Origin of the sequence: Rhodococcus sp. KRD162, assembly GCF_017168335.1 — a bacterium.
In the GTDB taxonomy this organism is placed as follows: Bacteria; Actinomycetota; Actinomycetes; order Mycobacteriales; family Mycobacteriaceae; genus Rhodococcoides.
Genome location: NZ_JABFAU010000005.1, coordinates 427,351 through 440,248, shown reverse-complemented (window position 1 = coordinate 440,248; position 12,898 = coordinate 427,351). Strand labels below are relative to the sequence as shown.

Genomic DNA, 12,898 nt, shown 5'->3' with positions numbered 1-12,898 from the left:
CGTTCGAACTCTCATGCCAACAATGCGGCCTTCCGTGCCACCGTGACAGCCCAGTCCGCGTCGGTTCGCCAGGGCCTCAGATCCCACGTCGCGAAACGATGTTCTACATCGAACCCGGTCGCAGCCAGATCCTGGTCGAGCATGTCCACCGTGTACTCCCGATCGGTGGCGAACCCGGTGACGAACACCCCGCCGTCGGTCAGGTGGGCCCAGATACGTTGGAGCGCTGCGCGTTCGGTACCGGGCTTCATGAAGACCAGTACGTTGCCCGCTGCCACGGCTGCATCGAACGTCCGTCCCAGATCCAGCGTCGTCAGATCGGCGACATGCACGTCGAGTTCGGGGTGTGCTCGCGCGGCCTCCGCCAGAACCGGATCGAGATCCACCGCAGTCACCCGGTGTCCGCGGCGAGCGAGTTCGGCACCGAGCCTGCCTGTGCCGCATCCGGCATCGAGGATGTTCGACGCAGGGGAGACCAGCGCATCGACCATCCGGGCCTCACCGTGCAGGTCCACGCCTCGCTCGGCCAGGCGGTCGAATCTTTCGATGTATCGCTTGGAATCGGCTGCAGAGTTCTCGGCCTGCCATCGTGTGGTCACCACGCCAGGGTAGGTCAGGTCAGGGCATCGAGTGCCGACCGGGCTTCGGCGACCCGAGCGCGGGCAGCCTCGTGCACGTCCATCGCCGAACGCACGTCTACCGAGCTTGCCTTCGATGCCTTCCGTGCTTGTCGGGCCCGGGCTTTCGCCGCATCGAGTTCGGACTCGATCCGCGCGACCTCTGCTGCAGCGCTGTGTAGTTCGGCCTCGCATCGTTGGTGCTCGGCCGTGGCTTCCTCGGCGTCGATTCGCGCGGTATCGAGCTCGGCCTCGGCAGAGTCGAGTTCGGCGAGCAGACGGTTCCGTTCTGCTTCGTCGATGGTCGACCGATCGTCCTCGGTCTCCGGTGCGGCGTCCTGCTCTGTGTCGTCGTCCTGCTCTGTGTCGTCGTCCTGCTCTGTGTCGTCATCCGCTGTGTCGTCGTCCTTCGGGGCGTTCGGAACGAGCGAGAGCAGGGCAGGTCCGAAGCCACTGTAGGTTTCGGCCGCCACGGTCCTGCCCGCGCGAACGCGGTCGCGAACGTCGAGGTCGGCCATCGCCGCGTTCAGGGTGTTGCCAATCTCGCGCACAGCGTTGTCACCGACGGTGATGCCAAGATCGTGTCCGAGCGAGACGGCCGTTTCGGTGAGGGCGCGTATCGAAGTGCTTCGAGCAGTGGACAACTCACGTAATCGACGCCCGTCGCCGCGCTGCTGGGCCCGTTCGAGTTGCTCGCCGAGGTCGAACAGTTCGGCCAGGGCCGACTCGTCCTGCCGGGCCAGATTGTTGATCAACCACGCCACGACGGTGGGCTTACGGAGGGCACCGATCCTGGCGGCTCCGGCCTTGTCTCCGGCCTTCTTGAACTCGGTGGCGTACGCGGACCGGCGTGCGACGAAATCGGCGGGCGCAAGTGAGTACAGGGTGTCGACGACCGACTCGATATGGGGGAGATCCTCCGACATGGGAGTCCACCGTCTCGGTCGAGCGGGCACCCGGAGCAGGTGGCCGGCGTGAAAAATGTGTGCCCCCGGCAGGATTCGAACCTGCGGCCTTTCGCTCCGGAGGCGAACGCTCTATCCCCTGAGCTACGGGGGCGCACCGGCGAGGCCGGTGTGCCTGTTGGGCTGTACGAAAGACTAGCGCATACGCGGCCGGAGTCGAAATCACCCCAGTGGCAGTGGCTGCGCACCCTTCGCGGCGAGCATCTGCTTCATCAGCGTCGACTCGCCGGATTGTGTTTCGACCATGGACTTGGCCAAGTTGATCACCGCAGGTGACTGCGCGTGGGTGGTGGCGTACTCCATCATCGCCAGGCCGCCCTCGTGGTGGCGCAGCATGAGCTGCAGAAACAGCACGTCCACGTCCGAGCCCGTGGCCTGTCGAAGCGCTGCGAGTTCGGTCGAGTTGGCCATGCCCGGCATCGCCCTGGTGGGATCGCCAGATCCGGCATCCATCGACATCCCGTTGGCCGCATGTCCGTGTGCGTCGTCCTCGCTCATCCACCCCATGTAACCGTCGGTGGAGATCGGTGCACGATCCCACAGAGCCAACCAGCCCTGCATCTGTCCCACCTGGTTTTGCTGAGATGTGAGTATGTCGAACGCCAAGCTCTTGACTGCCTGATCGGAGGCATTGGTCAACGCCACCGCGGCCATCTCGATCGCCTGCTCGTGGTGCACGGTCATGTCCTGAGCGAAGCCGACATCCACCGAGTCCGCTGCGGGTGAGTTGTCGCCGTCTCGGAACGGGCTCTTGACCAGAAAGCCCAACGCGAACCCGATGGCGAGGACGGCAATCAGAGCAAGCGCCACCAGCGCGACGCGTTGGCTGGGCTTGCCTGCGGAGTCAGGCGTCGGCGCGTTGTCGGTCGTCGTCTCGGTCATCAGTTCGACGGGATCTGCAGGTCGCTCGGCAGCTGCATTCCGCCTGCTCCACCGGTCTCGCTCGTATCGGGAGCAATGCCGCCGCCGTCCATCGGCACCGCGTCGGGGCCGGGTGCGGATGCGTCGAACAGGGGCGGGTTGTCCGGGTCGAAGGCGTTGTCGCCGGTTCCGGGCACCGATGCGCAGCTGGCACCGACCTCGGGGTAGGCGAAACGGTTGAGGCGCAGGGCCGAGATGAACTGGCTGATGCGTGCGTCGTCCACACTGTCCAGCTTGAGTTGGTGGCCCCAGGATTGCAGCGAAACCGGACTGTCGAGGCCGGGGTACGGCGACATCATCATCTGAGTTTCACCGTCGACGCGATCGGCCAGCGTCTGAATCTGGTCCGCGCTCAGATCATCAGGGTTGTACGTGATCCAGACGGCACCGTGCTCGAGCGAATGCACCGCATTTTCGGAGCGAATGGCCTCGGGGTAGACAATGCCGGTGCAGGTGGCCCACACGGCATCGTGCGGTCCACCGAACGGCGGCGACTGGTCGTAGGCGACTCGCTGCGAGCGTGCGACGTGCAGGGCCGCCGGATAGTCCTTCACCACGACCCCGTCGATATCGGTCGACGGATCCTGATTGCTCTCGCTGGGCGAGAACTTCTTCGCCTCGGCACTGTCCTGGTACTTCGGGTACAGGTTGAACCCGAGGCCCGCGACGAGACCGAGGACCACAACGACACCGGCAACGGTCAGCCAGGGGATCTGCCGCCCCTTGGCGGCGGGCACGCCGCTCTTCTTCTTGCCTGCGGACTTCTTGTTGGCCGCGTTGATGGCTTTGTTTGCCTTCGCAGCCGACTTGTTCTGGTTGCCTTTGTCGGGACCCGTTGGCATCGCTGTGGTTGCTCTCTCAGTCGAGGAAAGTGGGTGGTCGGTGGCGCTGTTGATTCGTTTCTGCTGGTGACGGCGGTAACGATGCATCATCTCCGCAGAGCGCCCTTACTGTACGTTCTCTGCCTGAGAGCGTGCTCAGAGCCTGCGGCGTCCGCATCGACCGGGTGAGCGCGGAAGCGGACGGGCAGTGCATGCGAGCACGCCGCGCACCAGCCAATAGGATAGCTACCTGTGACTCCCGCCGATCTTGCCGAACTGCTGCATGCGACCGCCGCGAAGGTGCTCGCCGACCGCGGCCTCGACGCATCCGTTCTACCTGCGAAACTGACCGTCGAGCGTCCCCGCAACCCCGAGCACGGCGACTACGCGACCAACGTGGCGCTGCAGGTGGCGAAGAAGGCCGGAGCCAACCCTCGCGATTTCGCCGGTTGGCTCGCCGAGGCCCTCGCGGCCGATGCCGCGATCTCGAGCGCCGATGTCGCAGGCCCCGGATTCCTGAACATCAGGTTGGCCGCCGCAGCGCAAGGTGAAATCGTTGCCCGAGTGCTGGCCGACGGCCCGGCCTTCGGCAGCGGATCGTCGATGGCGGGCAAGAAGGTCAACCTCGAGTTCGTCTCGGCCAACCCGACGGGCCCGGTGCATCTCGGCGGAACCCGGTGGGCTGCTGTCGGCGACGCACTCGGTCGCATCCTGACCGCTCACGGCGCGGAGGTCACCCGGGAGTACTACTTCAACGATCACGGCGCTCAGATCGACCGTTTCAGTCGCTCACTCATCGCCGCGGCGAAGGGAGAACCCGCACCGGAGAACGGATACGCGGGCGAGTACATCGCCGAGATCGCATCGCAGGTGCTCGCCCGGGAGCCGCAGGCCCTCGAACTGGCTCCGCAGGCACAGGAAGAAACGTTCCGATCGATCGGAACCGAGCTGATGTTCGACCGGATCAAGGCGAACCTGCACGATTTCGGCGTCGATTTCGACGTGTACTTCCACGAGAACTCGCTGTTCGACTCGGGCGCCGTCGACGCATCGGTCGAGTACCTCAAGACGTCGGGCAGTCTGTACGAGGAGGACGGTGCCTGGTGGCTCCGATCCACCGAGTACGGCGACGACAAGGATCGTGTCGTCATCAAGAGCGACGGCAACGCCGCCTACATCGCAGGCGATATCGCCTACTTCCAGAACAAGCGCCAGCGCGGCTTCGACCTGTGCATCTACATGCTCGGGGCCGACCACCACGGATACATCGGACGACTCAAGGCCGCTGCGGCAGCCTTCGGCGACGATCCGGGCACCGTGGAGGTGCTCATCGGGCAGATGGTCAACCTCGTGCGCGACGGCGTCGCGGTGAAGATGAGCAAGCGCGCCGGAACCGTCATCACCCTCGACGGCCTGGTCGACGCCATCGGCGTCGACGCCTCTCGATACGTCATGATCAGATCGTCCGTCGACTCGAGCATCGACATCGACCTCGCTCTCTGGGCGAGTGCGAGCAACGAGAATCCCGTCTACTACGTCCAGTACGCGCACGCCCGCTTGGCCTCGCTCGCACGCAATGCCGCCGAACTGGGGATCTCGGCCGACAATCCCGATCTGAGCCTGCTGACGCACGAGCAGGAGGGCGAGTTGATCAGGACGATCGGCGAGTACCCGCGTGTGGTGGCCAGTGCTGCCGAACTACGTGAACCCCACCGAATTGCCCGCTATCTCGAGGAGTTGGCGGGTGCCTACCACCGTTTCTACGGTGCGTGTCGAGTACTTCCACAAGGAGACGAGGAGCCCGGAGCTGTGAACACCGCACGACTGGCGTTGGGGAACGCGACCCGGCAGGTTCTGGCCAACGGCCTCGAACTGCTCGGGGTCACCGCACCGGAGCGCATGTGAGCGCACATCCGGCGGGACCCAAGCATGCCGGTGGTCCCGCCGAACAGACGACGCCCGAGCGCCCGGCGGTGGCGTCGGAGATGACGACGCTGCCCGAGCAGGTGTGGCCCCGCAACGCCGAGCGCGGCGGCGATGGAACCGTCCGGCTCGGCGGAGTCTCGGTGACCGATCTCGCGGAGCAGTACGGCACGCCGTTGTTCGTCGTCGACGAGGACGACTTCCGTTCGCGCTGTCGCGACATGGCTGCTGCCTTCGGGGCAACCGAGCGGGTGCACTACGCATCCAAGGCATTTCTCTGCGGCGAGATCGCTCGCTGGGTTGCCGACGAAGGACTGTCCCTGGACATCTGCTCCGGCGGCGAGCTGGCCATCGCGTTGGCAGCCGGATTCCCCGCCGACCGAATTGCCATGCACGGCAACAACAAATCGGTTGCCGAACTCGAGGCGGGGGTGCGCGCCGGCGTCGAGCATGTGGTTCTCGACTCGACCATCGAGATCGACCGTCTCGACGCGGTCGCCGGTGCCGCGGGAGTGGTTCAGGACGTCCTCGTTCGCATCACCGTCGGAGTCGAGGCGCACACGCACGAGTTCATCGCGACCGCGCACGAGGACCAGAAGTTCGGCTTCTCGCTCGCTGACGGCTCGGCGCTCGAGGCGGTGCGCCGGGTGTTCGCGGCCGACAATCTGCGCCTCGTCGGTTTGCACAGTCACATCGGCTCGCAGATTTTCGAGGTCGACGGTTTCGAACTGGCAGCGCACAAGGTGATCGGCCTGCTTCGAGACATCGTCTCGGAGTTCGGTGTCGACAAGACCGCGCAGATATCGACACTCGATCTCGGTGGCGGCATGGGCATCTCGTATCTGCCCAGTGACGATCCGCCGCCGGTGGAGCAGTTGGCCGCGAAGCTGACCGAGATCGTGCGGACGGAATCGGCCGCAGTGGGTCTGCCGGTGCCGACCATTGCCGTCGAACCGGGTCGCGCGATCGCCGGACCGGGAACGGTGACGCTGTACGAGGTCGGGACCATCAAGGATGTCACCGTCGACAAGGCGACCCGCCGTCGCTACATCAGCGTCGACGGGGGAATGAGCGACAACATCCGGACCTCGCTGTACCAGGCCGAATACGATTGCCGATTGGTCTCGCGCACGAGCGAGGCCGAGGCAGTCATGGCCCGCGTGGTCGGAAAGCACTGCGAGAGTGGCGACATCGTCATCAAGAACACATGGATGCCGGCCGATGTCGGCCCCGGTGACCTGCTGGCTGTCGCGGCCACCGGTGCCTACTGCTACTCCATGTCCAGTCGCTACAACCTGCTGACGCGGCCCGCGGTGGTCGCAGTCCGGGACGGGCAGTCGCGCCTGATCCTGCGGCGGGAAACCATCGAAGATCTGCTCAGCTTGGAGGTTCAGTCATGACATCGAAGCCGATAGGCGTCGCGGTACTCGGGCTCGGAAACGTCGGCAGCGAGGTCGTCCGGATCATCACCGAGAACGCAGCGGATTTCGAGGCGAGAATCGGTGCGCCACTTGAAATTCGAGGTATCGCGGTGCGCCGGGTGGACGGCGATCGCGGTGTTCCTGCCGAACTGCTCACCGACGACCCGGCCGAGTTGGTCGGTCGCGAGGACGTCGACATCGTCGTCGAGGTGCTCGGCGGCATCGACATTCCCCGCACCCTCGTGCTCTCTGCCCTCGAGAAGGGCAAGTCCGTCATCACGGCGAACAAGGCACTGTTGGCCGAGTACACCGGAGAGCTGGCAGACGCGGCCGAGAAGTCGCGCGCAGACCTGTATTTCGAGGCCGCCGTGGCCGGAGCCATTCCGGTCGTTCGCCCCCTGATGCAGTCCCTCGCGGGTGACCGTGTGAACAAGGTCGCCGGAATCGTCAACGGCACCACCAACTTCATTCTCTCGGCCATGGACGAGACCGGAGCGGACTACGCTGAAACGCTTGCCGAGGCCGGGCGTCTGGGTTACGCCGAAGCCGACCCCACCGCGGACGTCGAAGGTTACGACGCGGCGTCCAAGGCTGCCATTCTGGCGTCCATCGCGTTCCATACCCGGGTGACCGCTGGCGATGTCTACCGCGAGGGCATCAGCAAGATCACCTCGGACGATCTCGAAACCGCGAAGTCCTTGGACTGCACCATCAAGCTGTTGGCCATCTGCGAACGCATCGTGACGCCCAAGGGCAAGGAGCGGATCTCCGCTCGGGTCTACCCGGCGCTCGTGCCTCTGAATCACCCTTTGGCCTCGGTGAACGGCGCGTTCAACGCCGTGGTCGTCGAAGCCGAGGCAGCCGGACGGTTGATGTTCTACGGTCAGGGCGCGGGCGGTTCGCCGACCGCGTCCGCGGTGCTCGGCGACCTGGTGATGGCTGCGCGCAACAAGTTCTACGGCGGACGAGGCCCGCTCGAGTCCAAGTACGCCAAGCTCAAGGTGGCCCCCATGGGTGACATTCTCACTCGCTACTACGTCAGCATGCAGGTTGCCGACAGGCCCGGTGTGCTGGCCACCGTAGCGGCCGAGTTCTCCAAGCGAGACGTCAGCATTTCGACCGTGCGGCAGCACGGGGCGGGTGACGGGGCCAGGCTCGTGGTGGTCACCCACCTCGCGGCCGACTCGGCCCTGTCCGAAACCGTTGCATCTCTCGAGCAGCTCGACGTGGTCGTGCACGTCGCCAGCGTCCTCAGATTGGAAGGCACCACCGTATGAGCGTCCACACCCCCTGGCCCGGCCTGATCGAGGCCTACCGTCCGCGTCTGGCCATCGGCCCGGATTGGAAGACCGTCACGTTGCGTGAGGGCGGGACGCCGCTGCTACCGGCCGGACATCTGTCGGAACTGACCGGCTGCACGGTGCATCTGAAGGTCGAAGGGCTCAACCCCACCGGTTCCTTCAAGGACCGTGGAATGACCATGGCCGTCACCGACGCGCTCGCACGTGGGCAGGAAGCCGTGCTGTGCGCCTCCACCGGCAACACCTCCGCCTCCGCCGCTGCCTACGCGGCCAAGGCCGGAATGACCTGTGCGGTGCTGGTTCCGCAGGGCAAGATCGCGATGGGCAAGCTCGCCCAGGCAGTGATGCACGGAGCCAAGATCATTCAGGTGCAGGGCAATTTCGACGATTGCCTCGAACTGGCACGTAAGACCACCGCGGAGTTCCCGACGATCGGTCTCGTCAACTCGGTCAACCCCGTCCGGATCGAGGGTCAGAAGACGGCGGCGTTCGAGATCTGCGATGCACTCGGCGACGCGCCGGACATCCATGCTCTTCCGGTCGGGAACGCAGGCAATATCACCGCGTACTGGCGCGGCTACTCGGAGTACTTCCGTGACGGCCTCACCACCCGCAAGCCGCGCATGCTCGGAGTCCAGGCGGCAGGTGCTGCACCGCTGGTTCATGGTGCTCCCGTGCAGGATCCGGAGACCATCGCCACCGCCATCCGCATCGGCTCGCCCGCGTCCTGGAACGGTGCCGTCAACGCGAAGGAAGAATCGGACGGTGCATTCCGCGCAGCGACCGACGAGGAGATTCTCGAGGCGTACCGACTGATCGCGAAGACCGAGGGAGTGTTCGTCGAGCCCGCGTCCGCGGCCAGCGTCGCCGGATTGCTCGCGGCGCGAAAGGAAGGCTGGCTCGAACCGGGCCTGACCGTCGTGTGCACCGTGACCGGAAACGGTCTCAAAGATCCTGACACGGCCTTGTCGGGAATGCCTGTCGTCGAACCGATTTCGGTCGATCCCGTCGCTGTCGCGGCTGCGCTCGAGCTGGCCTGAGTTGACGGAATCTCCGGCTATGACGACGACACTCCCCATCGGACTCACGGTCACCGCGCGCGTCCCGGCGTCCAGTGCCAACATCGGACCCGGATTCGACAGTCTCGGAATTGCTTTGGGACTCTACGACGAGATCGAGGTCACGACCACCGCGTCGGGATTGCGGATCCACGTCGACGGCGAGGGCTCGGCGGATGTGCCGTGGGGTCCGACGCATCTCGTCGTGCGCGCCATCGAGCGGGGGCTCGAGGCGGCAGGAGTGTGGGCGGATGGCCTGGATATTCAGTGCCGCAACGTGATTCCCCATTCCAGAGGGCTCGGTTCATCGGCGTCGGCTGTGGTCGGAGGTCTGGCCGCCGCCAATGCGTTGGCGGCGAAGGTGGATCCGGAATCGACGTTGTCGCAGGCTCAGCTCGTTCAGCTCTCGTCGGAGTTCGAGGGTCATCCGGACAATGCGTCGGCAAGTTGTCTCGGCGGAGCGGTCGTGTCGTGGAGCGAGCCGCCCAATGCCAGTGTGACGGCGCGCAAGTACGCAGCTGTGCGTCTCGAGGTGCACCCGAGTATCACGGTCGTCGTGCTCGTTCCGACCGAGCGCTCGTCCACCTCCCACACCCGGGGATTGTTGCCGGAGTTGGTGCCTCACCGCGACGCGGCCTTCAACGTCAGTCGAAGTGCTCTCGCGGTGGTGGCTCTCACCGACCGGCCGGACCTGCTGATGTCCGCGACCGAGGATCTGTTGCACCAAGGTCAACGGGCACAGGCGCTGCCCGACACCACCCGTTGGATCGCCCGCCTTCGGGCCCGATCCATCGCAGCCGTGGTCTCCGGTGCCGGACCGACCGTGATGGCGCTGTGTACGGAGCCGTTTCCGTCCGATCTGCGCGAGGCCGCAGCCGCCGAGGGGTGGCGGGTGCTCGACCTCGATGTCGCCGATGGGGTCACGATCAGGTGACAACCGGCGAGTAGGGTTCTTGCCGACTGGGGACAACGGCGCTATGGTGAACCCTGTCCGTACATCGTGCGCTTCAGACGCCGGTTTCGTCAGGGCATTCAGGTCGCTGTATTCGGGGGATTTCAGAACGTCCGAGTGATGTGACGCTCCTGACTCGATCCTCCCGTGGATATCTGCGGTCCCGGATCGACGGTGTCGTCGGCGGAGTGCGTCGAACATGAACGGCAATATCCGAGTTCGGCAGAATGTCGAGCTGCGGAACGAACCCTCGGCTGCGCATCGAGCGAGCGAGGGAAGGAAAGGACCTCCGTGACCGATACGGAACTCATCTCTGCGCCCGAGACGTCTCCCCGACGTGCAGGCTTGTCCGGAATGGTTCTCACCGAGCTGCGCAGCCTTGCCGGCGAACTCGGAATCAAGAGCATCTCCGGTATGCGCAAGGGCGATCTGATCGCAGCCATATCCGAGCGTCAGGCGGGTGCTGCGTCGACCAAGTCCAGTGCAGCCAAGTCCGATGCACCCAAGTCCGACGCGCCCAAGTCGCGTCGGGCTGCCGCGTCGACGCCTCCCGTCGAAGACAAACCTGCAGCCGAGGCTGCGCCGACCCCCGAGACCCCGTCTGCGGGCGGTTCCGAGGCGAACTCGGCCGATGCTTCCGACGCGGCCCCCGAGACCGGGCGTCGTGCACGTGGCCGCCGAGCTGCCGGCCGCCGGTCAGGTGCGCCCGATCAGCTTCCGCTCGACGGCAGTGGCGACTCGGCTGGAGCCGAGGCCGCCGCATCCGAGCGACCAGCGTCGGATACTTCCGCTCCGTCCGAGAAGCCCGACGAGGCCGGCGACAACGCGGGCACCGAACGTCCACGGCGCAGCCGCGGCGAGCGGAACCGGCAGGACGGTTCCGACCGCGAACAGCGCGAGCCCGACGCCAACCGGGACAACTCGAACCGCGACAACTCGAACCGCGACAACTCGAACCGTGAAAACGGCCGTAACCAGGGCGACCGGGACAATTCCGGCCGTAACCAGGGCGACCGGGACAACTCGAATCGCGACAACTCGAATCGCGACAACTCGAATCGTGACAACTCCGGCCGCGACAACTCGAACCGTGACAACGGCGGTCGAAACGGCCGCAACCGCAATCAGGGTGACGGACGAAACGAGGATCGCAACAACGGTCCCCGCGACAACCGCGACAACAATCAGGACGACGAGGGCGAGGGCCGGGGTCGGCGGGGCCGTCGGTTCCGTGAACGGCGTCGTGGTCGCGACCGCGGCGAAGGCAACGACGGCGGCGGACGCGAGCGCGATACCGAAATCCGCGAGGACGACGTCCTCCAGCCCGTCGCGGGCATCCTGGACGTTCTGGACAACTACGCGTTCGTCCGTACCTCGGGCTACCTGGCCGGCCCCAACGATGTCTACGTGTCGATGAACCTCGTTCGCAAGAACGGTCTTCGGCGCGGTGATGCGGTCACCGGCGCAGTTCGAGTGGCCCGCGAGGGGGAGCAGTCCAACCAGCGGCAGAAGTTCAACCCGCTCGTGCGCTTGGACACCGTCAACGGGCGCGAGGTCGAGGCCGCGCGTAAGCGTCCGGAGTTCGGCAAACTCACGCCGTTGTACCCCAACCAGCGGCTGCGCCTCGAGACGCAGCAGAACATCCTCACCACGCGCATCATCGACTTGGTGATGCCGATCGGTAAGGGTCAGCGTGCGCTGATCGTCAGCCCGCCGAAGGCCGGTAAGACCAGCGTTCTGCAGGCCATCGCCAATGCGATCGCCATCAACAACCCCGAGTGCTATCTGATGGTCATCCTCGTCGACGAGCGTCCAGAAGAAGTGACGGACATGCAGCGCAGCGTCAAGGGCGAGGTCATTGCGTCCACGTTCGACCGTCCGCCGGGCGATCACACCGCGGTGGCGGAACTGGCGATCGAGCGCGCGAAGCGTCTGGTCGAGGCCGGCCAGGACGTGGTGGTTCTGCTCGACTCGATCACCCGTCTTGGACGCGCGTACAACAACAGCTCGCCTGCCTCCGGCCGGATCCTGTCCGGTGGTGTCGACTCGACAGCGCTCTACCCGCCGAAGCGCTTCCTCGGTGCCGCTCGAAACATCGAGCACGGTGGATCGTTGACCATCATCGCCACGGCCATGGTCGAAACCGGATCGACCGGCGACACCGTGATTTTCGAGGAGTTCAAGGGCACCGGCAACGCCGAGCTCAAGCTCGACCGCAAGATCGCCGAGCGGCGAGTGTTCCCGGCCGTCGACATCAATCCGTCGAGCACTCGACACGACGAATTGCTCCTTGCTCCCGACGAGGCGGCCGTGGTGCACAAGCTGCGGCGCGTGTTGTCCGGACTCGACTCACATCAAGCCATCGACCTGCTGGTCGACCGCTTGAAGAAGAGCAAGAACAACCTCGAGTTCCTGATGGAAGTATCGAAGACGGCTCCGGGCGGCATCAACGACTGACCGGCTTGTTCCCCGGCCGTTGCGTCCGGGGAACAACCTGGCCGGTGCCTGCGTTGTATGGATCTGTCGGCACGGAAGTACCGGCGATTAGCAGGTCAGATGCACGCTCTGGCATACTGAGCGGCCGAGTCCGGTTCCGGTTCACGTCTTCGATCGGCGAAGGCGACCCGGCGACCATTACAAAGAACGGTTAGGACACCATGAAGGCTGGAATTCACCCCGACTACACACTGACGACAGTCGTCTGTGGTTGCGGAAATACTTTCGAGACCCGAAGCACCACCGACAAAGAGCGCATCAGCGTCGAGGTCTGCTCGCAGTGCCACCCCTTCTACACCGGCAAGCAGAAGATCCTCGACACCGGCGGTCGCGTCGCACGCTTCGAGGCTCGCTACGGCAAGCGCGCCGGCAAGAAGGCCGACGCAGACAGCTAGCTGTTTCGCCGACGCCCGCCCTGTGAAC

General features: G+C 65.3%; 11 protein-coding genes and 1 tRNA gene. 7 read left to right on the top strand and 5 right to left on the bottom strand.

Features of this window, described 5'->3' with window-relative positions; all coding sequences use genetic code 11:
* Window positions 1-11: 11 nt before the first annotated feature.
* The 5 genes from J1M87_RS10505 to J1M87_RS10490 all read right to left on the bottom strand — a co-directional run bounded on the left by J1M87_RS10505 (window position 12) and on the right by J1M87_RS10490 (window position 3,345).
* Window positions 12-602 (bottom strand): class I SAM-dependent methyltransferase, encoded by a 591-nt coding sequence (locus tag J1M87_RS10505; RefSeq protein WP_307830775.1) that lies wholly within the window; start codon window positions 600-602, stop codon window positions 12-14.
* A gap of 11 nt (window positions 603-613) precedes the next feature.
* Complete coding sequence (locus J1M87_RS28570) at window positions 614-1,543, bottom strand: hypothetical protein (RefSeq protein ID WP_241256636.1); 930 nt, start codon at window positions 1,541-1,543, stop codon at window positions 614-616.
* Window positions 1,544-1,603: 60 nt separating this feature from the next.
* A tRNA-Arg gene (locus J1M87_RS10500) sits at window positions 1,604-1,676 on the bottom strand.
* A gap of 68 nt (window positions 1,677-1,744) precedes the next feature.
* Window positions 1,745-2,464, bottom strand: coding sequence for a DUF305 domain-containing protein (locus J1M87_RS10495; RefSeq protein WP_206489466.1), 720 nt, complete (start codon window positions 2,462-2,464; stop codon window positions 1,745-1,747).
* Window positions 2,464-3,345: a DUF3105 domain-containing protein gene (locus J1M87_RS10490; protein WP_206489465.1), complete on the bottom strand. Its 882-nt coding sequence runs from the start codon at window positions 3,343-3,345 to the stop codon at window positions 2,464-2,466. The genes J1M87_RS10495 and J1M87_RS10490 overlap by 1 nt, the downstream gene beginning before the upstream one ends.
* Before the next feature lie 231 nt (window positions 3,346-3,576).
* On the opposite strand from J1M87_RS10490, the gene argS reads away from it, so the two are divergent.
* The 7 genes from argS (at window position 3,577) to rpmE (ending at window position 12,870) form a co-directional block, all read left to right on the top strand.
* Complete coding sequence (gene argS, locus J1M87_RS10485) at window positions 3,577-5,229, top strand: arginine--tRNA ligase (RefSeq protein ID WP_206489464.1); 1,653 nt, start codon at window positions 3,577-3,579, stop codon at window positions 5,227-5,229.
* Window positions 5,226-6,647, top strand: coding sequence for a diaminopimelate decarboxylase (gene lysA, locus J1M87_RS10480; protein ID WP_206489463.1), 1,422 nt, complete (start codon window positions 5,226-5,228; stop codon window positions 6,645-6,647). Before argS ends, lysA begins: the two co-directional genes overlap by 4 nt.
* Window positions 6,644-7,945 (top strand): homoserine dehydrogenase, encoded by a 1,302-nt coding sequence (locus tag J1M87_RS10475; RefSeq protein WP_206489462.1) that lies wholly within the window; start codon window positions 6,644-6,646, stop codon window positions 7,943-7,945. Before lysA ends, J1M87_RS10475 begins: the two co-directional genes overlap by 4 nt.
* Entirely contained in the window at window positions 7,942-9,009 is a 1,068-nt protein-coding gene (thrC, locus tag J1M87_RS10470; protein ID WP_206489461.1) for a threonine synthase, read from the top strand. Before J1M87_RS10475 ends, thrC begins: the two co-directional genes overlap by 4 nt.
* 19 nt (window positions 9,010-9,028) lie before the next feature.
* Window positions 9,029-9,961 (top strand): homoserine kinase, encoded by a 933-nt coding sequence (gene thrB / locus J1M87_RS10465; RefSeq protein ID WP_206489460.1) that lies wholly within the window; start codon window positions 9,029-9,031, stop codon window positions 9,959-9,961.
* 309 nt (window positions 9,962-10,270) lie between these two features.
* Entirely contained in the window at window positions 10,271-12,436 is a 2,166-nt protein-coding gene (gene rho / locus J1M87_RS10460) for a transcription termination factor Rho (protein ID WP_206489459.1), read from the top strand.
* A gap of 200 nt (window positions 12,437-12,636) precedes the next feature.
* Window positions 12,637-12,870, top strand: a complete 234-nt coding sequence (gene rpmE, locus J1M87_RS10455; RefSeq protein WP_008715081.1) for a 50S ribosomal protein L31 — start codon at window positions 12,637-12,639, stop codon at window positions 12,868-12,870.
* Window positions 12,871-12,898: the final 28 nt, after the last annotated feature.

Excerpts from the sequence above, each read along its gene's own strand:
- J1M87_RS28570 (WP_241256636.1), bottom strand. The coding sequence starts at position 1,543 with ATGTCGGAGGATCTCCCCCATATCGAGTCGGTCGTCGACACCCTGTAC.
- J1M87_RS10495 (WP_206489466.1), bottom strand. The coding sequence starts at position 2,464 with ATGACCGAGACGACGACCGACAACGCGCCGACGCCTGACTCCGCAGGC.
- J1M87_RS10490 (WP_206489465.1), bottom strand. The coding sequence starts at position 3,345 with ATGCCAACGGGTCCCGACAAAGGCAACCAGAACAAGTCGGCTGCGAAG.
- J1M87_RS10475 (WP_206489462.1), top strand. The coding sequence starts at position 6,644 with ATGACATCGAAGCCGATAGGCGTCGCGGTACTCGGGCTCGGAAACGTC.
- thrC (WP_206489461.1), top strand. The coding sequence starts at position 7,942 with ATGAGCGTCCACACCCCCTGGCCCGGCCTGATCGAGGCCTACCGTCCG.
- thrB (WP_206489460.1), top strand. The coding sequence starts at position 9,029 with ATGACGACGACACTCCCCATCGGACTCACGGTCACCGCGCGCGTCCCG.
- rpmE (WP_008715081.1), top strand. The coding sequence starts at position 12,637 with ATGAAGGCTGGAATTCACCCCGACTACACACTGACGACAGTCGTCTGT.